The sequence below is a fragment of the Paenibacillus sp. cl6col genome (assembly GCF_900102125.1).
Classification (GTDB): domain Bacteria; phylum Bacillota; class Bacilli; order Paenibacillales; family Paenibacillaceae; genus Paenibacillus_B; species Paenibacillus_B suaedae.
This window is the reverse complement of sequence record NZ_FNAZ01000004.1, coordinates 26,828-53,132: the sequence shown is the minus strand read 5'-3', so window position 1 is coordinate 53,132 and position 26,305 is coordinate 26,828. Positions and strand designations below refer to the sequence as shown.

Below are 26,305 nucleotides of genomic sequence, written 5' to 3'. Positions count from 1 at the left end.
GTTCACCTCTCACTTCTCCTTGGATTCTTCTTCTTCCGCCTCGGTAAGCAGATTGGCTACTCCCGACACAAATTTATCCCATTCGGTCACGAGCTCATTCATATAATCCTTGCCCACTGGAGTAAGCTTATAATATTTCCGTGGCGGTCCCTCGGTAGATTCTTGCAAATAGGTCGTACAGTGGCCATCCGCAACCATCCGCCGCAGAACTGGGTACAGAGCACCTTCGGCAACCTCCACATGCTTGGATATCTGCTGGGCCAGCTCGAAGCCGTAACGGTCTCTCTGGTTAATGAGAACCATGACACACAGTCCGAGCACCCCTTTTTTAAATTGAACGATTTCCTTCAATTAAGTCACCCCCACTCATAACGTAATGAATTATAATTTATGATTCAGTATTGTATATTGATTAGTAGTACACGATGATTATATCCCCTGGAATAGTGTTCCACAATAGGTTATTTCCAAAACTAGCCTCAGGTCTAGGTAAAACCCAACTGGAGTCGGAATGAAGCAGTGAAGCATAATTTCACAAGGATCAGAACAGGTAAGAACAAAGAGAAATAAGGGAAGACAAGAAGGTCAAGTACGAAAAGCAAGCAAGAGTAAAAGGTAGATTAAAGGAAGAGCACAATATGCCTACCTCACATATGGATATGGGGTCATAAAAAAGAAGCCAGACCCCTTCAAGGGAGTCTGGCTTCTATCGGATCAGCAGGCCGCTTGTGCGGCAAGCTAATTATTTTTTCAAGTTGTAGAAGGATTTCAAGCCGTCGTAACGAGCTGTGCTTCCCAAGTTGTCTTCGATGCGAAGCAATTGGTTGTACTTCGCAACGCGGTCTGTACGGGAAGGAGCACCTGTCTTGATTTGGCCAGCGTTTGTTGCAACCGCGATGTCAGCGATTGTGCTGTCTTCGGACTCACCGGAACGGTGGGAGATAACAGCTGTGTAGCCAGCGCGTTTTGCCATTTCGATCGCTTCGAATGTTTCTGTAAGCGTACCGATTTGGTTAACTTTAACCAAGATGGAGTTACCGATTCCTTTTTCGATACCTTGAGCAAGACGCTCCGTGTTTGTAACGAACAAGTCGTCACCAACGAGTTGTACTTTGCCGCCCAATTTTTCAGTGAGCAACTTCCAGCCATCCCAATCGTCTTCGGACATACCGTCTTCGATTGTGATGATTGGGTACTTATCAACCCAAGAAGCAAGAAGGTCAACATACTCAGCAGATGTGTAGGACTTGCCTTCGCCTGCCAATGTGTATTTACCGTCTTTGTAGAACTCAGTGGACGCAACGTCCATACCCAAGAATACTTCTTCGCCTGGCTTGTAGCCAGCTTTTTCGATTGCTTCGATGATAACTTGAAGTGCTTCTTCGTTGGAACCAAGGTTAGGAGCGAATCCACCTTCGTCACCTACTGCAGTGTTCAAGCCTTTGTCCTTCAATACGGACTTCAGGTTGTGGAAGATTTCAGCACCCATGCGAAGTGCTTCTTTGAAGTTAGGTGCGCCTACTGGCAATACCATGAACTCTTGAACGTCGATGTTGTTGTCAGCATGCTCACCACCGTTGATGATGTTCATCATTGGTACTGGCAATTGCTTCGCGTTGAATCCGCCAAGGTACGTGTACAAAGGCATATCCAATGCATGTGCAGCAGCGCGAGCTACAGCCATGGATACAGCCAAGATTGCGTTAGCACCCAATTTGCCTTTGTTAGGCGTGCCATCAAGCTCGATCATCGCTTTATCGATTGCAACTTGATCAAGAGCATCGTAACCGATGATTTCTGGAGCGATAATTTCGTTTACGTTTTTAACAGCGTTCTCTACGCCTTTACCAACGTAACGGCCTTTGTCGCCATCGCGAAGCTCAACTGCTTCGTGAGCACCAGTGGATGCACCGGAAGGTACGATTGCACGGCCGAAGCCGCCGGATTCCAATTTTACTTCTACTTCTACCGTAGGGTTACCACGGGAGTCAAGCACTTCGCGTGCGTATACGTCCATAATCATTGTCATGGTGTGTACAACTCCTTTTTTGATTGTTTATATATAAATTACTATATATCTAAGTAAGTTGTAAAACTTACTTCTTAATCATGCTTTGTCCAGTCATCTCTGCTGGCTGAGGAACGTTCATCAAGTCAAGAATCGTCGGAGCGATGTCTGCCAAGATGCCGCCTTCGCGCAATTCCACGTCATTCGAAGTAACGATGAATGGAACTGGGTTCGTCGTATGTGCAGTGAATGGACGGCCTTGCTCGTCGAATACCATATCCGCGTTGCCGTGATCCGCCGTAATGAGGCAGACGCCGCCTTTCGCCAATACCGCTTCAACGACCTTGCCCATGCACTCATCCGTAGCTTCTACGGCCTTGATTGTTGGTTCCAGCATACCGGAGTGACCAACCATATCAGGATTCGCGAAGTTCAGGATAATCGTATCGAACTGGTCAGAGTTGATTTCGTTCACTGCTGCTTCTGCAACTTCGTAAGCGCTCATTTCAGGCTGCAGGTCGTAAGTTGCTACCTTAGGCGAGTTGATAAGCACACGCTTCTCACCAGGAAGTTCAACGTCACGGCCGCCGCTGAAGAAGAACGTTACGTGCGGATACTTCTCAGTTTCCGCAATACGAAGCTGCTTCTTGCCATGCTGCACGAGCACTTCACCAAGCGTGTTGTCCAACTCTTTAGGAGAGTAAGCAACATATCCGCCAACTGTTTCTGCGAACAGCGTAAGCGCAACGAAATGCAAGTTCTTAGGGAACTTGTCGCCACGATCGAAGCCGCGGAAATCATCGTTGGTGAACACTTGGCCAAGCTGGATCGCACGGTCTGGGCGGAAGTTCATGAATACGACGGAGTCGCCTTCTTGAACCAAGCCAACCGGCTGATCGTTCTCATCCACAATTACCGTAGGCATAACGAACTCGTCATATACGGATTGGGAATAAGATTCTTCAACTGCAGCAATTGGATCGCGGTATTTCGGGCCTTCGCCGTATACCATTGCACGGTACGATTTCTCAACACGTTCCCAGCGCTTGTCGCGATCCATCGCATAGTAGCGGCCTTGAACCGTAGCGATACGGCCTATGCCAACTTCAGCGATTTTGGCTTGCAGCTTTTCGATATATCCGCGGGAGCTATCAGGCGCAACGTCACGGCCATCCAAGAATGCGTGAATGTATACGTCCTTCAAGCCTTCACGCTCACAGAGATCGAGCATCGCAAGCGCGTGGTCGATATGGCTGTGTACGCCACCATCAGACAACAATCCGTAAATGTGAAGCGCCTTATTGTTCTCCTTCGCAGTCTTCACTGCTGCAAGCAGTGTTTCGTTCGAGAAGAAGTCGCCTTCACGGATCGATTTCGTAATACGAGTCAGGTCTTGATATACGATGCGGCCTGCACCGATGTTCAAGTGACCTACCTCGGAGTTCCCCATTTGACCTTCTGGCAAGCCTACTGCTTCGCCGCAAGCTGTCAGTGTCGTATGAGGGAATTGGCTCATGTAACGGTCGTAGTTTGGCTTGTTCGCTTGCGCGACTGCGTTGCCAACTAGTGTATCGCGAAGTCCGAATCCGTCCATGATGATAAGTGCTACCGGTCTAGGTGCGGACATCTTACTTCGCCCCTTCCACCAAGGAGATGAAGGAAGCTGGTTGCAAGCTTGCGCCACCTACCAATGCGCCGTCAATATCACTTTCTGCCATGTATTCACGTACATTTTCCGGTTTTACGCTTCCGCCGTATTGAATGCGAACAGCAGCAGCAACTTCATCATTGTACAAGCCCTTCACAACGCTGCGGATGTAGCTGATAACTTCATTCGCGTCTTTCGCTGTGGAGGATTTTCCTGTACCGATCGCCCAGATTGGCTCATAAGCGATGACAGCTTCTTTTGCTTGTTCAGCAGACAATCCTTGGAATGCTGCTTCTGTTTGCACTTTGCACACGTCGTTCGTTTTGCCGGATTCACGCTCTTCAAGCGACTCACCCACGCATACGATTGGCGTCAAGCCATGACGGAATGCTGCATGCATTTTTTTGTTTACTGTTTCATCAGTTTCCGCGAAGTATGCACGACGCTCGGAATGACCGATAATGACGTAGTGTACGCCAAGGTCTTTCAACATAGCGCCGGAAATTTCGCCTGTGAATGCACCGGAATCTTCAAAGTGAAGGTTTTGCGCACCAATCTTGATGCTTGTGCCTTTCACTGCTTCAACCAATGCTGGCAAGTTTGTAAATGGTGCGCAGAGTACGCTCTCTACGCCCTCCACTTCTGCTTTGCCTTTCACTTCGGATACGAAAGCGACAGCTTCCGATACCGTTTTGAACATTTTCCAGTTCCCTGCGATAATCGGTTGTCTCACACGATTCACTCCTTTACGCATAAGGGAGCGGCCGAAGCCGCCATCCCCTTACTTGCTCTCTTACTTATCGTTCAATGCAACCACGCCTGGCAATGCTTTGCCTTCCATGAATTCAAGGGAAGCGCCGCCGCCTGTGGAGATGTGGTCCATTTTATCTTTCAGCTTGAACTTCTCAACCGCTGCTGCAGAGTCGCCGCCGCCGATGATTGTGTAACCAGCAGTTTCCGCACATGCTTCTGCTACTGCACGCGTACCATGAGAGAACGGCTCGATTTCGAATACGCCCATAGGCCCGTTCCATACAACAAGCTTGGAATTCTTGATAACATCAGCATAGATTTCACGAGTTTTCGGACCGATGTCAATGCCTTCCCATTCTGCAGGAATGCTGTCGATCGCTACCACTTGTGTGTTTGCATCTGCACTGAAGTCATCTGTAACTACGATATCTACTGGCAAGTAGAGGTTTTTGCCAAGTTCTTTGGCTTTCTCGATGAAGCCTAAAGCAACATCAAGCTTCTCGTTGTCGACAAGCGACTTCCCGATTTCATTGCCTTGTGCTTTGAAGAATGTGTATGTCAAGCCGCCACCGATCACGATATTGTCGGCGATTTCCAACATTTTGTTGATAACGTCGATTTTATCTTTAACCTTGGAACCGCCTACGATTGCCGTAAATGGACGCTCAGGGTTTGTCAGCGCTTTGCTAAGTACATTCAATTCTTTCTCCATCAACAGACCGGACACGGCTGGCAAGTGATGTGCGATGCCTTCAGTGGATGCATGTGCACGGTGAGCCGCGCCGAACGCGTCGTTCACAAACAAGTCCGCAAGTTCTGCGAAGGCTTTAGCCAATTCTGGATCGTTCTTCTCTTCGCCTTTGTGGAAACGAACGTTTTCAAGCACGACAACGTCGCCGTTTTCCATTTTTGCAATTTCAGCTTTTACGTTTTCACCAATTGACTCGTCAAGCTTCTTAACGGGCTTACCAAGCAGTTCGCCAAGACGTACTGCTGCAGGTGTCAGACGCATGGAATCCACAACTTCGCCCTTCGGACGACCCATGTGGCTTGCCAAAATAACTTTCGCACCTTGTTCCACCAAATAGTTAATTGTCGGTAGCGTTTCGCGTACACGTGTATCATCCGTAATCACACCATTTTCCAATGGAACGTTGAAATCTACACGTACAAATACGCGCTTACCCTTAACTTCTACATCACGCACACTTTTCTTGTTCATCCCCGTGTTCCTCCTATCGTCGATTACACCGGCACACGCCTCTCTCTGGTGTGTTGTTCGGTATGTTCTGTGTTCTTGTTCTGTATGGGTTCCATCTAAATCTTTCTCTCTATATATCGTATATCGTTCGTTAGTATGTTCTGGTTTCTCTCTGTACTCTCTATCTCTGTATATCTAAAAATCTGTGTCCGCACTGGTTCTCGATATGCTCTAGGCACTATAAGGATCAAAAGAGGAGGCCTGAACGGTCACTCCTCTTTGATTGTAAGTGCTATGCGATTACAGACCTTTTTTTGCAATGAAAGCTGCCAAGTCTACAACGCGGTTGGAGTAGCCCCACTCGTTGTCGTACCAGGATACAACTTTAACCAAGTTTCCGCCGATTACCATCGTTGTCAAAGCATCGATAGTGGAGGAAGCTGGGTCGCCGTTGAAGTCGCTGGATACCAATGGCTCTTCAGTGTAGTTCAAGATGCCTTTCAATGGGCCTTCAGCTGCTTCTTTCAAAGCTGCGTTTACTTCTTCAACAGTAACGTCTTTCTTAAGTTCTACTACCAAGTCTGTAACAGACACGTTAGGAGTAGGAACGCGCATGGACATACCGTTCAATTTGCCTTTCAATTCAGGCAATACAAGGGATACCGCTTTAGCAGCACCAGTTGTAGTAGGGATGATGTTTTGAGCTGCTGCACGAGCACGACGCAAGTCTTTGTGCGGCAAGTCAAGAACGTTTTGGTCGTTAGTGTAGGAGTGAATTGTGTTCATCATACCTTTTTCGATACCAAACTTGTCGTTCAATACTTTAGCGAATGGCGCCAAGCAGTTTGTTGTGCAAGAAGCGTTGGAAATGATTGTATGGCTTGCAGCATCATACTTATCTTCGTTAACGCCCATAACGATTGTGATATCTTCGTTAGTAGCAGGTGCGGAGATGATAACTTTCTTCGCGCCGCCTTTCAAGTGCATTTCAGCTTTGTCTTTCGCTGTGAAGATACCAGTGGACTCAACAACGATTTCAACGCCGTTAGCGCCCCAAGGCAAGTTCTCAGGGTTGCGCTCAGCGAATACTTTCACTTCGCGGCCATTAACAACCAAAGCGCCCTCTTTAGCTTCTACAGTAGCTTCGAATTTGCCGTGAGTTGTGTCATATTTCAACAGGTGAGCCAGAGTGTTTACGTCTGTCAAATCGTTGATTGCAACGATTTCTACTTCTGAATTGTTCAATGCTGCGCGGAATACGTTACGTCCGATACGACCAAAGCCGTTAATACCAACTTTAACCATTGATGATTCCTCCCATTTCCTTCGCAATTTTTTTATATATCTCAAGACGGCCTGTAAGGCACATCGAGACCACAATGTTTCAATACTTCAACTGCTGCTGCTTCATCGATAACGAGAATGTCTTCGTGTCCTGCACGAAGTACTGCAGTAATCGATTCTCCTTTGCTCTGACCTCCAGCAATGGCTATGACTACCTCCATACGAGAGATGTCCTCTAGGCGAAGGCCCAGTGTTAGCATCGTATGAACGACATGCCCGTCTCGGTCAAAATAATACCCGAAAGCTTCTGCAAGCGCCCCTTCTTCGAACAGCTGCTGGATCGTCTCTTCATCCGCACGGCGGCGCTTCGCCATAACGAGAGCTTCTCCAATGCCATGCACGACAATGCGTGCTTGGCGAATTACTCGCAAAATGTCTTGGATGTTCGGTTCCTGCTTAAGCGACTGGTACGCTTCCTCACTCAGCAAATCCGGCACATGCAAGAGCCGATACTGAGCGCCTACGCGCTTCGCCATCGTGGATGCGATTGTGTTCGCTTGGTATTCCAAGCTCTCCCCAAGTCCCCCACGTGCAGGTACGAACCAATTGCCTTTCAACGGTGATGAACTCGTCAATTGATCTGCCATTGCAGCCAATGTGGAGCCGCCTGTCACCGCCACGACATCTTCCTTGTCCATTACGCTGCTGAGCGCTCTACAAGCCGCTTGCCCGAGTTCTTGCTTCACGGCAGGCGATACATCCGAATTGCCGGGTACGACAATGACCTGCTTCAAACCGAATGCTTGGCGGATACTCTCCTCCAGCTGGCGCATCCCGAGCAATTCGCCCATCACGGATTCCAGCTTCCGGACAAGTTGCCGGCCTTCATCAGTGATTCGCATACCCGTGTTATCCGAATCAATCAGGCCTTGCGCCTTCAATAAATCGGTCTCTGCACGGAGCACACGCTCGGTCATCTGCAATGACGTTGCCAGCGTTCTTCTCCCAATGGAGTCGGACAACATGATTTGATGCAGGATGGTGTAACGCTTCTTCAACAGTTCAATGAGTTCAGGTAGAAGTCGCTTCTGTATTTCTAACCACTCACGCATTCTCTCCACTCCTGCTTCCCATAAGCAACCATTGGACTAAAAACGTCCCATCTCTACATTTTTTGTCCCACCACTATTCTACCGAATAACGCAGCAACTTGCAAGTATCCTGAACCCCTGATTTTGCGCCCAAAACCGCGAATTCTCTGCCTATAAACAACTTCTATAATAAGCAAGCAATATCGAAGTTATTCATTATCAGACAACATATCTAGAAGGGCATACGACTGCCTATGATGTAATTAACCCAAAATACGACAAGTTAATACATATTCCGCAAAAATTTTAGACATTCCTCAGTATAGACATTAATGACGGACATCATGCCCTGCTCGTACCTGTGTTTACAAAAGTTTTGAGCTTTCCTTCACATCCTGTTCGCTCTCTACGTCCCCATGTAGTTTAGCCATCGACATTGCTCACTTAGATCGGGCAACATCCACCTTATTCGGCACCGTCCACTTATTATAGAAAGAATTCAACCGTTCCCTCCTTAAAAGTTAAAACCTTAATTATCGTCGAAGTCCCTTTCTGCGGTGCCAATACAATCATCTCTGTATCCCACTAATCAGTGGGCACTTCCAAACTTCCCGTTTTTAATAAATATTCAGTGGCGCTCACTTGACTTTGTTATACGCTTTCTTATATAATAAATTTTGCTCTTGTATGAATGCGCCCGTGGTCCAATGGATATGACGTAGGCCTCCGGAGCCTGAGATCAAGGTTCGATTCCTTGCGGGCGCGCCATTTACACTCCTGTCCTTATTTGGTACAGGATAAGAAGCTACGTTACGCATATATTTAGGTGAATAAGCACGGAAGTAACATCTTGAATTTTGCAGAAGCGAAACGAAAGATGTTTTTTTCTCTACATAGTTTGACCATCTTTGACTTTTTGTTTCAAGTCCTTTATATTGAATGTGTAATGATATTAGTTAGGAGGGGTTATCTTGAGTTATGTACCCGTAGTTGTTGAACAGACGAATCGTGGCGAAAGATCCTATGATATTTACTCTCGATTGTTGAAGGATCGCATCATCTTCCTCGGAACAGAAGTGAACGATCTCGTGGCGAATTCGATTATCGCCCAGCTGTTGTTCTTGGCTGCAGATGACCCGGAGAAGGATATTCATTTGTACATCAATAGCCCAGGCGGTTCAATCTCAGCCGGCATGGCCATATACGATACAATGCAGCACATCAAGCCGGACGTATCTACGATTTGCGTGGGCTTGGCAGCTTCCATGGGAGCGTTCCTGCTTAATGCAGGTGCCAAGGGCAAGCGTTTCGCCCTGCCGAACAGCGAAATTATGATTCATCAGCCGCTTGGCGGAGCACAAGGGCAAGCGTCCGATATCGAGATTCGCGCACGGCGCATCTTGAAGATGCGCGACACGTTGAACAAAATTTTGGCGGATCGCACAGGTCAACCACTTGAGCGCGTGGAGCGCGATACGGATCGCGACTACTTCATGTCTGCCCAAGAAGCGTATGAATACGGTCTGGTTGATAAGGTTCTTGGCAAAGAGTAAACAGTAAACGTGATACAGCCTCTCTCATGCAATCTATTTTGCATGTAGAGAGGCTGTTTTTTATTGCTTATTTCAACTGACATGAATAACGAAAAGCTAGGTTTACTTAGGTAAGAATGATCGGCAATGACTCGAAACCGAACATAAACTCGCTCTGGATGCGCTTCAACGGCTTGGAATGATCACATTGGTAGTTCGGGAAACGATCGAGCATTGCATTCAACGCTATCCTCGCTTCCAGCCGTGCAAGTTGGGCCCCCAGGCAGAAGTGGATACCATGACCAAACGCTAAATGCGGGTTCGGCTGACGACGAATATGGAAGAGATCTGGCTGCTTGAACACAGACTCGTCATGATTTGCTGACCCGATCCACAACATGACGAACTGCCCTTCAGTTAACATCAAGCCATCTACTTCCACATCCTTCTTCACACGGCGAAACATTAACTGTACCGGCGAGGTAAACCGCAGCACTTCTTCAATAGCGCCAGGCAGTAAAGAACGATCGGATCTAATATCGTCCCATGCGATGCGCTCACTGTCGAAACACGCTAGAGCAGAAGAGAGCAAATTCGTTGTCGTTTCATTGCCAGCCACAAGCAGCAAAATACAAAACCCAATGAGCTCAAAGGGGGATAACGGTTCTCCGTCTGACGTTGCATGCACAAGCCTAGTGATCAGATCATCCTGTGGATTACGGCGGCGTTCTTCTGCGATCGCCTCGAAATATACAGCCATCTCCTTCTGGCAATTGCTATTGCGGTCAATGTCACCACTCACTAATGCCTCCGACCATTCTCGAAACTGATCTCGATCATGTACCGGTATGCCGAGTATTTCTGCGATTACAATAATCGGGAGCGGAACTGCGAAGTCTTGAACTGCATCCATTCGTCCTTTGCTTTCCACCTTATCTAGAAGCTCATCCGCCAATGCTTCAATTCGTGGAATCATCTTTTCAATGGATCTAGGTGTGAAGGCTTGTGAGACTAATGTTCGAAGCTGGCTATGCTTCTGCGGATCGGTGCGGAGGATGCTGTATTCAATCGGCCGCTTGTCTTCGCTTCGCAATTCGGAGGAAAAATGATTGTAATCAGCAAATATCCTCTTAATATGATCGTATCGGTACGCATGCCAGAACGTCCCCCCCAGCAGCTGAGGATTCTCTGAACGCAACAGAGAGCTCTCTGACCACAACAAAGGACTCTCTGACCGCATAGTTTTGTAATGAGATAATGGCAGCACTTCATGCTCTTGAATCCATTTCATCATTCAACCTCTCCCCTCCTTAACCATGCAACATAGCTTCAGTCACAACTCTTCCTCGATTTACAGGGATTCGAAATAATATCTTGCATTATAACTAATATATGTAAATAATAACCTACATAGACCTAGGCCTGTATGCACTGAAACAACTTCGGGTCGATCTGTTAAATACCGAATTCAATTCATTTAGCTACAAAAAAAGGACCGCATCGCGCAATGCCGATGCGGTCTATATATGTTCTAGGGGTAAACTGTAAACCATGAGAAAGATGAAACGGATCACCTTGTGCAACGGAAGACTCCGGTTGACCAAGGCCAGTAATCGCTGCCGGCAACCCTCCTTCGCAAGAACTCATCTGTCATTCGGTCCATTGTTAGAATACTAGAGTTACATTAAAGAAAACTGAACCGAACCTTAAAATAAGATAAAAAGCAATTCCCTCAATGGCTATACACCTACAATGTCCACTCTACAGAAATTGTTGTACACACTACGAAGTCATTCCATTTCCGATTGGAATCGTTTACAATATGAATATTGCCGCTTTTATTCAATTTCTCGCTTTACAGATGAAGCGAAACGTATACAATAATTACAAATCATCAGCATCTTTTCTCTATTAAATTGTCTTCTTACTAATTGCCAGATTCACTTCATAGCAAGATTACATCAAGAGACTACTAGGAGGCTTGTCAGGATGAGTTGGAACTATTTTCGGTCGAAGCTGCTATTACAGTACATATGGTCGTATATATTGATTTTTCTCATCCCATTAGTGGTTCTCACGATCTTTATCTATCAAAATGCCGTAAACAATCTTCGTTCCGAAATTGAGCAATCGAACGTGAACCAGCTCAATCAGGTGAAGCTGAACATCGATTCTCGCATGACGGAGCTTCGAGACATTGCTTCTCGCATTGCTTATGATGAACAATTGACACCTTATATGATACGGCATCCCTATTACAGCCGCGATGCGATATCCGCGCTCGGCAAATATAAAGCGAACAGTTCCATTCTAGAAGAGCTATTCCTTTTCTACAGGAACAGCCACGCCATCTACTCGTCAAAAGGAATGACCAATGTAGATGTCCTCTTTGATCAATACTATCTATTCGAGGACTGGAGCAAGAAGGACATTATTAAGGAGCTGGAAACTGAGCTCTATCCTGTCGTGCGACCAGCAGAATCCGTTAACTTAAGCATGAATATTACCAAGTCCATGCTTGCGTACATGATCCCAATCACTCCTAACAGCTCGTCTCCACACGGAACAGTGCTGTTCCTAATGGAGGAATCGAAGCTAACGGGGCTTATGGACACCATTTTGAATGGATTCAAAGGCAATACCTACATCTTCGACGAGAAGGGCCGTGTTCTTACCCAGAATAATCATGGAGAACCTATCCCGAAAAATGAGATTCACTTGCTGTCAGAGCTTGGTTCCGGCATCCATAGCTTGAAGCTGGATAACAGGCAGCAATCTGTTGTGTCCGTTAAATCCTCTATGAATGGATGGACCTATGTAACGGCCATGCCGAGCGAGCAATTTTTCGGACGTGTGTTCCATATTCAGACCTTCTTCATGCTCGCGTTCGCTGTAGTGGTCATCGCCGGCATTCTGGCAGCCGTATTCCTAGCTCGCAAGCAATACCATCCTATCCATGATCTTATGGAATTCGCTTTGTTGAATGAAGAAGCCTCTGCTGCACAGCCGGCGCCTAAGAGAGGAAATGAATTGGAGTGGATTCGTAAAACTCTGCATGACTATAGTGCCCGCGTCGATATTCAAGAGCCCTTTGCCCGCAATCAATTTCTGCTCATGCTGCTCAAGCATGGGAAGCTGGACAACCCAGAATCTGCACATATTATGGAGATGATCGGCATTGAACTGACAGGCAAATACTATTTCATCATTGCAATCTCTTGGGACGAGTATCCTGGCATCGCAGATGCCTTGCAGCATCGTCAACAGATTGTAGAGCTGCTCGAGGAGATCGAAATTCCGGAATACGGTGCACACGCATATGGCATTGAACTGCCGCATTTTGATCAATTCGCACTCATCGTCAGTATGAATGAGGACTCAAGAATCTCCGTGGAGCACCAGATGGAACAAATCGTCGAAGCTCTTCGAATCATCGTGATGGAGAGCACGCACCTCATCCCATCCATTGGTGTTGGTAATGCCTATGAGGATGCAGCGCTCTTGAATCAGTCTTATATCGAATCAGCTTCTGCGCTGGAGTATCGCATGGCGAACGGCAAGGGCAGCATTACGTATTTCAACAAGCTGTCCCATACACCAAACGATACGTTCTGGATCGCTAAGGACTCCCTGCTTAAGCTTACACAAAGCTTGAAGCAGGGCAATGATACCGTTGCAATGCAAATGATTGAAGCGATATTCAACAAGCTGAAGGCAGAGCGCGTATCGATCTCTCTCCTTCGCTGTATTTGCTTCGATATTATGAATACCTTGCTAAAGACAGCGTCTGAGCTCGGCTTGAACGAGTTAATTCGCGATATTCCGAGCTTCACCTCCTTCGAGTCACTGGAGGAGCTTGAGAAGAAGCTTCAGCTCCTGGCCGCACATATTTGCGAACAAGTAGAGCGCAACTCGGAAAATGAACAGCTCTCTTTAATGGACAGCGTTATTGCGTACGTCGATCAACAGTATACCGACTACAGCTTGAGCTTGGAAGCGACCGCACAGAAGTTCTCTATCTCGTCCTCTTATCTCAGCCGTTCGTTCAAGGAGAAGACAGGCAGCAACTTCTCTCAATATATATGGCAGCGCCGCATGGATGAGGTCATTCGCCAGCTGCTGATGACTAGTGATCCGCTGAAGGACATCATCGTCAGGGTCGGATATTTGGATACACCGAACTTTATTCGTAAGTTCAAGAAAGAGATGGGATATACACCAGGCCAATACCGAAAGCTTCATGCTTCAAGCGAGCAAGCAAAAGCTGCCGCAGATGCGGACGATGAATCTATAAGCTAAGTGCATACGTACAAAGAAAACGAGCACCAAAGGCAGAATAGGAAGCCTAAGGTGCTCGTTTTCTTTCCGATTAGCTTATTTCACAATTTACGGGTTACAACTACGTTTACTTTCCTGAGTTCCATTGGTCATAGGCTTTTTGATAAACCTCAACGATTTTCTCAGCGCCCATCTTCTTCAATGTACCTACATACTTATCCCAATTCGCAAGCGGTTCTTGCCCTGTTACGAACTTCGCTTCCATTTGCTTCACGTAAGTGTCGAGGTCAGAGCGCAAGCTCGATACTTGCTGCTGATCAGCCTCGGACAAATATACGCTCGGGAATGGAACTTTCGCGATCGGATTGATTTTTTCCTCTGTTTCTTTCTTCAACCACTTCTCGAATTCGCCTTCGAATCCACGTTTCACTTCTTCTGTCATGACTTTCGGAACGATCGTACCATAGTCCGGCGTCAAAGTTGCACGATAGTCCTCACGATCCTTACCATCCGGTACCGGAAGTTGTTTCTTTGTATGGTCTTCCTTGTTTGCATACTCCCACAGCGTGCCTTCCGGGCCATAGCTAAGCAATTCGGAGCCTTCTACCGAATAGAAGAAGTCTACCCAACGCATGGTTGCTTCTGGGTTTTTGTTCTTGTTCGTAATCGCGAATACGCCCTTCATCAAACCTGGATGCTTCGCTGCAACCGGTTCGCCCATCTCGCTTTTCACAGGAGCGTACATCGGGTCAGTCATGCTTGGCTCGCCGCCCAATGTGAAGTAGGCATGGTAATCAGCAAACAATGCCACTTGATTATTTTTCCCTTTTGCTTTCTTTTGCTCATCCGTTTGGGAGAAGGTTTCATGATCTAACAATTCTTCGTTCCACAACTTGTTCAAGAACGTAAGATAGCCTTTGTATCCTTCCTCCATTGGAGAGTAGTGAACTTTTCCTGCTTTATCCGCATAGATGAATTCGCCATACATCCCCCAAGAGCCGAACAACCACATGCGAATGTCGTCAAGCTTAACGGAAACAAGCGGAATTTCATCCTTCTTGCCATTTCCGTTCGGATCTTCTTCTTTTACCCGTTTCAAGTATGTGTATAGTTCATCCGTTGTGGATGGTACTTTGTCCATGCCAAGCTTCTTCAAGAACTTGCCGTTATACCACAATGGACCACGATACCAGCCTGCATCCAAGTCAATGCTTGGCAGGGAATAAATATGTCCATCCGGCGTCGTAATCGACTTGCGAATATCTGGATTGTCATTCAGGATTTTGTTCAAATTCGGTGCATACTTCTCAATAAGTCCTTCCAAAGGAATCAGTACGCCTTGGCTGCTTCCATAGTTGATTTCATCTGCAGACTGCAATTGACCGGAGAAGAACACATCAGGATAATCGCCACTAGCAAATACAAGGTTGCGTTTTGTATCAAAGCTGTCGAGAGGTGCATTTCGGTATTCGAACTTAATGCCAGTCTTCTCTTCCATTTGCTTCAGTAAGGCCATATCCTTCCAGTTTTGAATCCCTACGTCTTGTCCCATCATCGTAAGTGTAATAGGTTCCTTGACGATCGGGAAGCCTTCTTGATTTAAGTTGCTAAGTGCTTCCTCGCTACCTTTGCTTCCCTCTGCGGCAGGCTTGTCTGACGATCCGCATCCTGCGAGCATTGTGAAGATCAAGGTCATAGACATCAATAATGCCCACGTTTTTTTCCATTTTTGCATGGCAATGATCCTCCCTTTTGATGATTATTATACTCTTTGTCCTGCTTCTATAATAAGCAAAGGCGAGCCTTCGTTTATTACCGTTCATAGATTCGACAATGACAACGTACATATCTTTCATGCTCACTAGACGAAATAGACGAGATTCGTTACTGATGAATTTTACTCTGGATACATTCACAAGCGCATTCTGAAATTTGCAACAGTCTGTTCAAGCTATCCTTTGACCGATCCAATCATAACCCCTTGCACGAAGTACCGCTGCAAGAATGGGTATACCACGATAACTGGTAAAGTCGAAACAATAATGACCGAATATTTGACGAGCGATGCGATTTCTGCCTTGTTGTTTAGCGCAGCGGCAACCGAACTGCTTACCGCAGCACCAGTCGTTTCTGCCGACATTTCCTGCAGAACAAGAATTTGACGCAGGATCATTTGCAGTGGATATTTCGACTCTTCATTCAAATAAATGAGAGCGCCAAAGTAGCTGTTCCAATGTCCAACCCCATAGAATAATGCCATAACGGCTATGATCGGAGCTGACAACGGCAAAATTATCTGCAGGAATAACCGCATGTTCGTACAGCCGTCAATGCTTGCTGCTTCCTGAAGTTCTCTAGGTATCGTGGATTGGAAGAATGTCCGTGCCACGATGATGTTCCAGACCGATGCTGCACCCGGCAAAATTAACGCCCACATACTGTTGATTAGCCCCAATTCTTTAATCAACAGATATCCCGGAACTAATCCGCCACCGAAGAACATTGTGAACAGGAACATCCCCATAAAGAAGTTACGTCCAATGAAGTCCGATCGACTCAATGCGTATGCTGCCGGTAACGTTACGGCTAGGTTAACGCAAGTACCTACAACGGTATATAAAATGGTGTTCCCATAACCACTCCATATCTTTGAGTTCTCGAACACGCGTGCATAACCGTCAAATGTGATTCCTTTTGGGAGCAGCCACATTTCACCGGAGGCTACCATCTTGGGATCACTGATAGACGCGCTTAGAATATACAACACAGGATACAATACAAGAATCAAAGCTATCGTTAAATAAATATAGTTACATACGATAAAAATCTTGTCCGCTCTCGTTTCTTTCACAGTAGCAGCCATGTTCCATTCTCCTCCTTCCTACCACAAGCTTGTTTCGCTCGTGCGTCGCGCGATTTGGTTAACAACGATGAGCAAAATAGCATTAACGATCGAGTTAAATAAACCTATCGCCGTGGAGAAGCTGTACTGCGCATCTACTAGACCTGAACGATATACAAATGTCGATATGACATCAGAAGATTCCATGTTGAGTGGGTTTTGCAAGAGCAATATTTTTTCAAATCCGACACCGAGAATGCTGCCCATGTTCAAAATGAGCAAGATTGTAATCGTTGGAATAATTGCCGGAATGTTAATATGCCAGATACGTTGGAACCGGTTCGCACCGTCCACGACGGCTGCTTCGTGCAGCTGTGGATCGACACCGGACAAGGCTGCCAAATAAATGATTGTCCCCCAGCCTGTACCCTGCCACACACCAGACAAGACATACATTGTCTTAAACCATGCCGGATCCGTAAGGAAAGAGGCCGGTTCAAATCCGAAGAACTTAATGATATGAATGATGATACCAGTTGAAGGAGACAGGAACGTAATAATGATACCTGCCATGACGACAACGGAAATGAAGTGCGGTGCATAGGTTATCGTCTGTACCGTTCGCTTGAATATCCCATCCTTAACTTCATTAAAGGCAAGCGCCAATATAATTGGCAGCGGGAAGCCTATCGCCAGCTCATACAAGCTGATGCTCAGCGTATTCCACAACAGATCCCAGAAGTAGTACGAGTTGAAGAAGCGCTCGAAGTGGTCGAATCCGACCCATGGGCTCCCCATAATCCCTTTCGCTGGGATGAAGTTTTTGAATGCAATTTGAATCCCGTACATCGGGCCGTAATGGAAAATGAGGAAGTACAAAAATGCAGGAGCAATAAATAAATACAACTCCCAATTCTGAAGCATCTTCTTCCACGTCGGTTTCTTCTTATTTGGAACCACGTTCATTGAAAGGGCACTCTGTCCATTTCCTTGCATCGTGTCCACTCCCTCCCTTCAAATGATGGCATGGTTGGCACAGTTACTTTCATTGATGAAACGATGAACTGTGCATGAAGCCATGCTAACGCTTTCATGAGAACATTTTAGGCATCCTTTACCAATATCGTAAATATGTCGATTCCGCATTGTCGTTAACATATCCTTTACAACCGCGCCACTGCGCGTTTTTTGATCACGCCCCCTGCGTCGGTACTACCTCAGTTGCAGGCGAAATTGGTACATTTTGATGTTACCGATCACACACCATATATTACACATTGTCAGGAAAAACATATCGAACAAGGCTGAATACAACGCTTAATGTTCAGCTTCCAACCCTTCCATCTATTGCTGAATTCTGAATCAGGATGTATGATAGTTCTATAATCATAGAACTAATGAAGTTATAAACTTACAAACATGGACACATGTATAAGAAAGGGGAAAGATTCAATTGTCTACTTATCTTCTTGTTCACGGAGCATGGGATGGCGGATTTGTATGGAAGGAAGTCGCATCCCTGCTTCGACAAGCTGGTCATGCTGTGTATACTCCCTCCCTTACTGGTCTTGGAGAGCGAACACATCTAGCTCATCCAGACATTGATCTCCATACATTCATTCAGGATATTGTAGGGGTATTTACTTATGAACAGCTCGAGGATGTTATTCTTGTTGGACACAGCTTCTCCGGAATGGTAATCACCGGGGTAGCTGAAATTGTGCCTGATCGAATCAAGCAGCTGGTCTATGTTGATGCCATGATTCCCCGGCATGGAGAGTCTGTCGCAACCCTCTCAGCTCCATACTTGGATAATCCCTATCCAAATACTGTAGATGACGACACACCGGCGTTTATTGCACCACCTAACTTAACAGATCCACGTAAATCGCCAATGCCGACCCGTTCGTATATGCAGGAGCTATCTATTACCAATGAGCGTGCCGCTGCCCTTCCTCGCATCTACATAGAACCGCTGGATCATCCTGATAGTTGGCCGATGGCTGCCTTTTTCCGCGCAATGGCCTTACGTGCCCGGGATGCTGGCTGGCGCCATATGAGTCTCGAGCAAGGAGGGCATTGGCTCATGAAGACTCAACCCGAACCGTTGTCCAAGCTGCTCCTGAATCTGTAATCAACATAAAAATGCCCTTAATCCTACATATAGGTGTGGATTAAGGGCATTTATTGTTCAATCAATACTATGCGATTATCTTCCGCTCTTTAGTTCTGTCCACAAGCGATCATACAATTGAATATTTTTACCAACATCACCGAGCCATTCTGTACGATTCAGTTCTTCGTCAGTTAAGTTAATCATCTTGTTGTCCAGATACTCTTTGCTATGGTGCTCTTTTGCCTTCGTCACAGGATTGCTGTAACCGATAGCCTCATAGTTCTTCGCACTGTTCTCTGGATCAAGCATGAAGTTGATGAACTTCTCCGCTAATTCCTTATTCTTCGTACCCTTTGGAATCGCATAGTTGTCCGAGAAGATCGTGCTTCCTGTCTTTGGAATCATGAATGCAACATCTGGGTTCTCACCATGAATGACAGATGCATCGCCAGACCATACCGTACCGATCCAGCCTTCTTCCGCAATCATCTTCTGCTTGATGTTGTCCGTATCGAATGCAAGCACGTTCGGAACAAGCTTGCGCAGGTCATCAACAGCCGCGTTGATTTCCGCTTCATTTTGGGAACTGTTCGATTTGCCTGCCTTCTTCAGCGCCATACCTAAGATCTCGCGGTTGTCATCCAGAAGAAGTACTTTACCCTTGTACTCATCCTTCCACAAATCCGCCCAATCGGTTGGAGCTTGCTTCACATATTTTGTGTTATAGGCAATGCCTGTAACACCCCATGTATATACAATAGAGTACTTGTTGCCAGGATCAAATTCAGGGTTTTTGAAACGATCCGTGACGTATTGGAAATTCGGAATATGATTTAAATCAAGCGGCTCCAGCAAATCTTGCTTAATCATGCTAGCCACCATATAGTCGGACGGTTGAATTAAATCATAATTCGCGCCGCCGGCTTTCAACTTCGCCAGCAGTTCCTCGTTGTTGGCAAAAATCGCATAGTTAACTTTTACGTTATTCTCCGATTCGAACTTCTTGATCATATCCATATCGAAGTTATCTGCCCAGCTATACAAATTCAATGTTTGCTCCGGCTTAGAAGAGCAGCCTGCCAGTGCAGTAAGTGCCAACATCCCGGCCAATACGACCGCGAACCATTTCTTTTTGTTCAATTCTTGTTACCCCTCTCTGATCCTGCAACAGATCCTTAGAATGTATTAATTATTATGATTCAAATTCACTTGCTCACATCGGGTGAACAGTGAATTAGAACGGCAGCATAGAGCTTTTCTTCTCTCCGTTACCGCGGTTCAACAACCATTGCGCCAGCACGATCAGCACAACACTCAAGATAATCATTAGCGTACACAAGGCGTTGATCTCTGGAGAGATCCCCCGTTTTACCAATCCATAAATGTAAATCGGCAATGTTGTCGAGTTCGGTCCGGCAACAAAGAAGCTGATCATAAAGTCATCAATCGACAGTGTAAAAGCCATGATCGCTCCGGCAAGTACGCCTGGCCATATCGAAGGCAGCGTAACGTAGCGGAATGTCTGCCATGGTGTAGCACCAAGGTCAGATGCCGCTTCTTCAAGCTGCTTACCCATGTTGGCAAGCCTAGAAGCAACAATCACATACACGTATGAAATACTGAACGTGATATGTGCAATAATAACCGTCATTTTGCCCAGATCAATCTTAAACTGGCTGAACAGCACCAGTAGGGACAAGCCCATAATGATATCCGGTACAATAATCGGCAAGTACAACAATCCGATTACGCCTTGCTTGCGCTTGGCAGTCATTCGGCGAAGTGCAATTGCGGCTATCGTACCGAGTACAGTCGAGATGACTGTAGATATCAATGCGATCGACAAGCTGTTGCTAAGTGCTTCCATTACTTGTCGGTTGTCGAATAGTGAACTGTACCATTTGAACGTGAAACCGCTCCAATTCGAATTAATCCGTGAATTGTTGAACGAGTACGCGATAATCAAAAATACAGGTATATAAATAAATAGAATTAACAGTATCGAATGGAGCGCAAGAAGCGGACTCTGCTTCTTTTTGGTTGCTGCCTTCATGCCCCCGCCTCCTTCGATGCATCATATTTGGAGCGGAGTGCTCTGTTGAACAGCCCAATAATAATTAGGGAACTGATCACGAACACGACTGACAGCGCGGAACCGAATGGCCAGTCACGCGCACCTAGGAACTGATTCTGTATAATATTGCTGAGCATTTGCGCCTTAGCACCGCCCAGAATGTCTGTAACAACGAACATCCCCGCTGTTGTCACGAAGACCAGCACACTGCCTGTCATCATGCCAGACTTCGTCTGCGGCAGCGTAATATGCCAGAACGACTTCCATTTCGTAGCACCCAAATCACTGGATGCCTCTAGCAATCGCTTGTCCATTTGCTCCAAAGAAACATAAATCGGAAGCACCATATACGGAATGAACGTATAGACCATTCCAAGCAGTACTGCTCCCTTGGTATAGAGCATTTGCAGAGGCTCCGCGATCAATCCCAGATCAAGGAGCGTCTGATTGACGACCCCTTGCGTACGCAGCAAGAGTACCCATGCATATGTCCGAATCAGGAAGTTAATCCAGAACGGAACCGTAATGAGAATGAGCAGCAGCTTCTGCTTCGCCGGGCTCGTCGTCGAGATATAATATGCAAGCGGATAGCTGAACAACAAGCAAATTGCCGTTGTTAGCACGGATAGCCACAGCGTATCCCAATAAATACCCAAGTATAAGGGATCGAAAAATCGTTCATAATTGTTCAGCGTAAACGAAAAGACGATATTGCCGAGCTCGTCGCGCTGCATGAAGGATACAGCGATGACCGCGATCATCGGCACGACAAGGAATATCGTCAGCCACAATACGACCGGCGCAATGATGCCAAATGAGCGTTTCATGAGCCGATCATCACCTCATCTTGCTTACTCCAGCTTACTCCAATATGCTGGCCAATCTCCCACGTCCGCTCGTCCTTGAAGTCAAGCACAACTGATACGTTCGTTTGGTCGTTATCCAAGTGCACGATCAGCTTATGGATGTTCCCCAAATAAACGATATCCTGAATAATTCCAGTACGAGGCGCACCTTCCACATCCGCTGTCACATGAATTTTCTCTGGACGTACGGTGAAGAGGTTCTCTTCATGGAATACGTTGTTCTCCCCTACAAACGTAGCTGCAAACAACGTCTCCGGGCGTTCGTAAATATTTTTAGGAGAGTCGATCTGTTCGACACGTCCGTTATTCATGATCACGATTCGATCCGACATCATCATCGCTTCTTCTTGATCATGGGTTACATATACGAATGTAATGCCCAAGCTCCGCTGCAATTGCTTCAGTTCAGCTTGCAGATTTTTGCGCAGCTGCAGATCAAGTGCACCAAGCGGCTCGTCCAATAGCAGCACCTTCGGCTTATTAGCAATTGCCCGTGCAATCGCAACACGCTGCTGCTGTCCACCAGACAATTGATGCGGATAACGCTTAGCAAGTGCTGTTAGCTGCGTCAAGCGAATGGCTTCATCAATACGCTTGCGCTGTTCAGCTTGCGGAATTTTCTTCATCTTTAGGCCGAATTGAATATTTTGCTCGACCGTCATATGAGGGAACAACGCGTAATGTTGAAATACAAGATTCAAATTCCGCTTGTTCGGAGGTAAGTTCGTAACATCTTCTCCATCTAGGCGGATATGGCCAGATGAAGGCTGTTCAAAGCCAGCAATCATGCGTAAAATGGTTGTCTTCCCACAACCACTCGGACCGAGCAGCGTCAAAAATTCCCCTTCGCCAATCGTAAGCGACAGAGGATGCACAACGGGTTGCCCGGCAAAATGCTTCTCCACATTTACCAGTTCAATCATTAGCATCAACCCCTTACATCGTCAGTCTGCCAATTGGAGCAGCTGTTCCTGCATGCAGCGTGCCATCGCAATGGCATGCTAACACGCTCTGCAGCACCACCCCAAATGGGATGAACAAGAATGCGCGCAGTGTATAGGATACGTTCTTATTCATTAAGCAAAAAAAGCCATATCCATTGGTATGGCTTCTACGTCCCGTTCACGTTGGCGTTTTTGCATATCCAATATACATCGTTTTGTCTGACGATACAACTTATTTTAACGTAATTTCGACAAAAACATACATTTCTTTTCAACGGTTCGACCTATTTCCAATAGCGATCAGGCCATGAGGCACTTATTTACATTCGAACTATCGGAGAATACGATAATATTCAATTCCCCTGTTACATTCTAGGGCTTTGTTCCCTAAAATACAACCCCTAATCCAAGATGGCTTCCATACAAAAAGGCACTATGTCATTTCTGACACGAGTGCCCCTTGATACAGCGCCATTTCTGATGTACTCTTGCCCACCTAATTGGGAATATTTCATTGATTTAACAGAAGGCTTTCACCCATGCCGACGCTGTTACTGCACGCTTCATTTCAGTTGTTTCTGCGTTCTTTATTTCAATTGATATTGAATTTGAACCTGTGCATTCAACTTAATAAGTCCGCCCTGCACTGAAGTTGAAGCCACATCCTTTTTCATATCCGACGGGCTTGCTGCTGCGTCGTACATCACGCGTATTGGGGACCAGTCCGCCCCAGACTCTGTAATCGTAAGAGCTGCACCTGCTTCACGGCCTGCCGCTTTCGCGAGTGCAGATGCCTTCTTCGCTGCATGCTGCACTGCCTTCTCCAGCACCTGTGCCTCATAGTCAGCGCGCTTCTCCGTATCGAATTGAATACGGACTACTCGGTTCACACCTGCATCAGTAGCTGCATCTACTAAGCTCCCTAGTCGATTCAAATCACGATACGTCACACGCACAGCATGTTGAGCTTGATAGCCTATGATTTGAGGCTCTTTATTTTCCACGTATTTATATTCAGGATTAACCGAGAAATTGACCGTCTTCAGATCCTTTTCCTGAATACCATATTTCGAAGTAAGCACCTGTTTCACTTTTTCGAACAACACTGCATTTTGCTTTTGTGCTTCAGCCGCTGTTTTCCCACGTGTATCTATTGCAAGCTCCGCATAAGCCACATCAGGCGTTACTTCCAATTCTCCCATGCCCGACACGTTCACCGTATCCTTCACGCTGAATTCTGCCGCTGCTGCATGCACAGGCACCGGTGCCGCAACTCCTGTCCCCACAAGCAGCGCTCCTGTAAGCATGACCGCCATCGTCATTCGACGCCATGTCATTCTTCCTGTCAATTGCGTCATAATCCATTCCTCCATCACGTTATAGAATGTAAGATTGACTTGCTTCTTGTCTTCTAAACGTTAATAAGATAAATATTGTTGCAAGTCCGGCCATAACTTTAGATGTATTTTCTGCGGCTATTGAATCGGTACAAATGTAACGCTGCAGATTCATTTTTATAATCATTAATCTACAGTTTTATACAATTTTTGTCATTTTATGCTTATTTCGACCTGTCGATCGGTGAAAAACCATGATATGGTAGAGCTGTAATTTCCATTAAAAGACGTCTGAGGAGGAATACATGTGATTCGTAACAAAGGGAAATTTGCTTTACTTGTCGCTCTTGCATTGAGCATGCTTGCTCCTGCATCATTATCAGCTAAATCTGCTGATGAAATGATGATCGAACAGAAGTACAGACCGGAATCGGGGTATTCGAAGGTATTCCAAAAACAAGACATTGCTAAGGCATATATCGCTGTATACGAATGGTCAGCTGATTTCTCCACGACAACCCAACAACAAATTAAGAAAGACATCGTGGTTCCTAGCGACACTCTCCGCACTACCCTCCAGTTGAACGTCAGCTCTGAGAAAAATACCGGCAGTAATGCAAAATTCAAGGTCGAATTAGAGATGTACTACCCTTGGGCAGGTTATTTGATCGAAGAATCACGCGAACTTAGTGTAGGTTATCAAAATGCACCTGTATACTTCTATAAGCTCAAGCCAGGCAATACATATCGTCTGCGCATCAATGGGAATGTAAAAGGATCTGTTGACGTCTATAGAGAATAGGTGCGCTCGACAATTAATTGTAACAGCGGCACACAAACACAGCCTGATCTCTTGAAGGAGATCAGGCTGTATCACATTTCATACCGTTCATCTGATGCACCATTCGACAAGCTTACCATAATAAAAAAAGAGCCATTATGGCTCTTCTCTTGATCACAGTGGCAGCTCGCTGCTTCCACTATGATTGAACACGATGTCAGCTACAGATTAGCTGTCCAATTCTTCTTTGCTTACAAGCCCGACTAAAGCGCTTACAGCCTGATCGGCGTCCGCGCCATCCGCAGTAATGGTAATTGACGTGCCGGTGCTGATTGCGAGACTCATAATACCCATGATGCTCTTAGCATTGACTTTCTTATCTTCTTTTTCAACGAAGATATCCGAAGAATATTTATTCGCTTCTTGAACGAACAAGGCCGCAGGTCTTGCGTGCAGTCCAGTCTTCAAACGTACGACAATTGGTTGTTGAGCCATGCGAATCATACCCCCTATATTCCATGTAGTTTACATTACACAAATCTACGCTAATTTGCTCTATTTCATCACATATTAGCATTATAAACGATTTTAAGCGAGGAATAAAGTTTATCTCGCTATCCGTTGCGCATTCGCTCAGCCAGCTCGTCTATCTTGCGCAGTCGATGATTGACACCGGATTTACTAACCTTACCGCCCAGAAGCTCTCCCACTTCCTTCAGATTAATATCCGGGTGTGCCAATCTGACCTCGGCAACTTCTCTCAGCTTATCTGGGAGCTTATCTAATCCAAGATGCCTATCTAGATAACGAATATTTTCGATTTGGCGCACAGCAGCACCAATCGTTTTATTCAAGTTAGCCGTTTCACAATTGACGATTCGGTTCACGGAGTTGCGCATATCCCGCATAATACGGACATCCTCGAACTTGAACAGCGCCTGGTGAGCACCGATGATATTGAGGAACTCAATAATTTTCTCGCCCTCTTTGATGTACAGGACGAAGCCCTTCTTGCGCTCAATGAATCGTGCATTCAACTGGAACTCATTCGCCAGATCAACTAATGCGCGGCAATGTTCCTCGTACATCGAGGATATCTCCAAGTGATAGGAAGATCCCTCTGGATTATTCACCGATCCTCCTGCCATGAACGCTCCTCGCAAATATGCGCGTTTGCAGCAGTTATTTTCAACAATCTGCGTGTCAATGCCGTCCGTGAACAAGAACCCTTCCGATACAATGTGCAGGTCACGCAAAATCTCCTGCACACGCGTCGGAATACGTACAATGTACACATTATTTTTCTTCAAGCGCATCTTCTTGCGTACAAGCAGCTCCGTATGCACTTGAAAATACGTTTTAACAAGCGTATAAATGCGGCGTGCGATCGCTGCATTCTCAGTAGAAATGTCCAATATTACCTTGCGGTTGGACGAGAGCTGCACAGAACCGTTCATGCGCATTAGCGCAGACAGTTCCGCCTTCTCACAGCACGACTCGGATTCGATCATGGTTAATTCTTTTTTTGTCTGTGCTGCAAAAGACATAGC

General features: G+C 46.1%; 23 protein-coding genes and 1 tRNA gene. 5 read left to right on the top strand and 19 right to left on the bottom strand.

The genetic code is table 11. The features are described from left to right. Positions 1–9: 9 nt before the first annotated feature. From BLS15_RS12155 to BLS15_RS12125, 7 genes are all read right to left on the bottom strand, one after another. The gene (locus tag BLS15_RS12155; RefSeq protein WP_021252819.1) at positions 10–351 is read right to left on the bottom strand and encodes a PadR family transcriptional regulator; all 342 of its coding nucleotides are present in this window, start codon (positions 349–351) and stop codon (positions 10–12) included. A 391-nt stretch (positions 352–742) separates the two neighbouring features. Then, positions 743–2,029 (bottom strand): phosphopyruvate hydratase, encoded by a 1,287-nt coding sequence (gene eno / locus BLS15_RS12150; protein ID WP_021252820.1) that lies wholly within the window; start codon positions 2,027–2,029, stop codon positions 743–745. Positions 2,030–2,096: 67 nt separating this feature from the next. After that, complete coding sequence (gpmI, locus tag BLS15_RS12145) at positions 2,097–3,635, bottom strand: 2,3-bisphosphoglycerate-independent phosphoglycerate mutase (protein WP_021252821.1); 1,539 nt, start codon at positions 3,633–3,635, stop codon at positions 2,097–2,099. Position 3,636: 1 nt separating this feature from the next. Then, complete coding sequence (gene tpiA / locus BLS15_RS12140) at positions 3,637–4,389, bottom strand: triose-phosphate isomerase (protein WP_021252822.1); 753 nt, start codon at positions 4,387–4,389, stop codon at positions 3,637–3,639. A 60-nt stretch (positions 4,390–4,449) separates the two neighbouring features. Beyond that, positions 4,450–5,631: a phosphoglycerate kinase gene (gene pgk / locus BLS15_RS12135; RefSeq protein WP_021252823.1), complete on the bottom strand. Its 1,182-nt coding sequence runs from the start codon at positions 5,629–5,631 to the stop codon at positions 4,450–4,452. A gap of 279 nt (positions 5,632–5,910) precedes the next feature. Beyond that, the gene (gene gap / locus BLS15_RS12130) at positions 5,911–6,915 is read right to left on the bottom strand and encodes a type I glyceraldehyde-3-phosphate dehydrogenase (RefSeq protein WP_021252824.1); all 1,005 of its coding nucleotides are present in this window, start codon (positions 6,913–6,915) and stop codon (positions 5,911–5,913) included. A 41-nt stretch (positions 6,916–6,956) separates the two neighbouring features. Further along, positions 6,957–8,006: a sugar-binding transcriptional regulator gene (locus BLS15_RS12125; RefSeq protein WP_021252825.1), complete on the bottom strand. Its 1,050-nt coding sequence runs from the start codon at positions 8,004–8,006 to the stop codon at positions 6,957–6,959. A gap of 672 nt (positions 8,007–8,678) precedes the next feature. Between BLS15_RS12125 and BLS15_RS12120 the strand changes: the two genes are divergently transcribed. Together BLS15_RS12120 and clpP are read left to right on the top strand one after the other, a co-directional pair. Further along, positions 8,679–8,753, top strand: a tRNA-Arg gene (locus BLS15_RS12120). Between the two features lie 203 nt (positions 8,754–8,956). Next, a complete protein-coding gene (gene clpP, locus BLS15_RS12115) occupies positions 8,957–9,538 on the top strand; it encodes an ATP-dependent Clp endopeptidase proteolytic subunit ClpP (protein ID WP_021252826.1) in 582 nt (193 codons plus the stop codon). A 106-nt stretch (positions 9,539–9,644) separates the two neighbouring features. Here the strand turns inward: clpP and BLS15_RS12110 are convergent, their stop codons facing one another. Beyond that, complete coding sequence (locus tag BLS15_RS12110; RefSeq protein WP_021252827.1) at positions 9,645–10,811, bottom strand: cytochrome P450; 1,167 nt, start codon at positions 10,809–10,811, stop codon at positions 9,645–9,647. Positions 10,812–11,506: 695 nt separating this feature from the next. Between BLS15_RS12110 and BLS15_RS12105 the strand changes: the two genes are divergently transcribed. Then, complete coding sequence (locus tag BLS15_RS12105) at positions 11,507–13,816, top strand: helix-turn-helix domain-containing protein (protein ID WP_090511684.1); 2,310 nt, start codon at positions 11,507–11,509, stop codon at positions 13,814–13,816. Between the two features lie 106 nt (positions 13,817–13,922). On the opposite strand, the gene BLS15_RS12100 is transcribed toward BLS15_RS12105, so the two are convergent. From BLS15_RS12100 to BLS15_RS12090, 3 genes are all read right to left on the bottom strand, one after another. Then, entirely contained in the window at positions 13,923–15,530 is a 1,608-nt protein-coding gene (locus tag BLS15_RS12100) for an extracellular solute-binding protein (protein WP_090511680.1), read from the bottom strand. Between the two features lie 216 nt (positions 15,531–15,746). Then, the gene (locus BLS15_RS12095) at positions 15,747–16,658 is read right to left on the bottom strand and encodes a carbohydrate ABC transporter permease (RefSeq protein WP_021252830.1); all 912 of its coding nucleotides are present in this window, start codon (positions 16,656–16,658) and stop codon (positions 15,747–15,749) included. Positions 16,659–16,676: 18 nt separating this feature from the next. After that, the gene (locus BLS15_RS12090) at positions 16,677–17,633 is read right to left on the bottom strand and encodes an ABC transporter permease (protein WP_021252831.1); all 957 of its coding nucleotides are present in this window, start codon (positions 17,631–17,633) and stop codon (positions 16,677–16,679) included. 457 nt (positions 17,634–18,090) lie between these two features. On the opposite strand from BLS15_RS12090, the gene BLS15_RS12085 reads away from it, so the two are divergent. Then, on the top strand, positions 18,091–18,771 hold the full coding sequence (locus BLS15_RS12085) for an alpha/beta fold hydrolase (protein WP_021252832.1): 681 nt from the start codon (positions 18,091–18,093) through the stop codon (positions 18,769–18,771). A 75-nt stretch (positions 18,772–18,846) separates the two neighbouring features. On the opposite strand, the gene BLS15_RS12080 is transcribed toward BLS15_RS12085, so the two are convergent. From BLS15_RS12080 to BLS15_RS12060, 6 genes are all read right to left on the bottom strand, one after another. Beyond that, positions 18,847–19,893: an ABC transporter substrate-binding protein gene (locus BLS15_RS12080; RefSeq protein ID WP_021252833.1), complete on the bottom strand. Its 1,047-nt coding sequence runs from the start codon at positions 19,891–19,893 to the stop codon at positions 18,847–18,849. A 94-nt stretch (positions 19,894–19,987) separates the two neighbouring features. Further along, complete coding sequence (locus BLS15_RS12075) at positions 19,988–20,806, bottom strand: ABC transporter permease (protein ID WP_021252834.1); 819 nt, start codon at positions 20,804–20,806, stop codon at positions 19,988–19,990. Further along, the gene (locus tag BLS15_RS12070) at positions 20,803–21,654 is read right to left on the bottom strand and encodes an ABC transporter permease (RefSeq protein ID WP_021252835.1); all 852 of its coding nucleotides are present in this window, start codon (positions 21,652–21,654) and stop codon (positions 20,803–20,805) included. Before BLS15_RS12070 ends, BLS15_RS12075 begins: the two co-directional genes overlap by 4 nt. Continuing rightward, the gene (locus BLS15_RS12065) at positions 21,651–22,622 is read right to left on the bottom strand and encodes an ABC transporter ATP-binding protein (RefSeq protein ID WP_028533457.1); all 972 of its coding nucleotides are present in this window, start codon (positions 22,620–22,622) and stop codon (positions 21,651–21,653) included. Before BLS15_RS12065 ends, BLS15_RS12070 begins: the two co-directional genes overlap by 4 nt. Before the next feature lie 7 nt (positions 22,623–22,629). Beyond that, the gene (locus tag BLS15_RS28965; protein ID WP_155987351.1) at positions 22,630–22,770 is read right to left on the bottom strand and encodes a hypothetical protein; all 141 of its coding nucleotides are present in this window, start codon (positions 22,768–22,770) and stop codon (positions 22,630–22,632) included. A gap of 454 nt (positions 22,771–23,224) precedes the next feature. Then, positions 23,225–23,995, bottom strand: coding sequence for an SIMPL domain-containing protein (locus BLS15_RS12060; RefSeq protein WP_021252837.1), 771 nt, complete (start codon positions 23,993–23,995; stop codon positions 23,225–23,227). 286 nt (positions 23,996–24,281) lie between these two features. On the opposite strand from BLS15_RS12060, the gene BLS15_RS12055 reads away from it, so the two are divergent. After that, positions 24,282–24,776: a hypothetical protein gene (locus BLS15_RS12055; RefSeq protein ID WP_021252838.1), complete on the top strand. Its 495-nt coding sequence runs from the start codon at positions 24,282–24,284 to the stop codon at positions 24,774–24,776. A 207-nt stretch (positions 24,777–24,983) separates the two neighbouring features. On the opposite strand, the gene BLS15_RS12050 is transcribed toward BLS15_RS12055, so the two are convergent. Together BLS15_RS12050 and whiA are read right to left on the bottom strand one after the other, a co-directional pair. Continuing rightward, a complete protein-coding gene (locus tag BLS15_RS12050; protein ID WP_005545782.1) occupies positions 24,984–25,250 on the bottom strand; it encodes an HPr family phosphocarrier protein in 267 nt (88 codons plus the stop codon). A 119-nt stretch (positions 25,251–25,369) separates the two neighbouring features. Then, the gene (gene whiA, locus BLS15_RS12045) at positions 25,370–26,302 is read right to left on the bottom strand and encodes a DNA-binding protein WhiA (RefSeq protein WP_021252839.1); all 933 of its coding nucleotides are present in this window, start codon (positions 26,300–26,302) and stop codon (positions 25,370–25,372) included. Between the last annotated feature and the right edge of the window lie 3 nt (positions 26,303–26,305).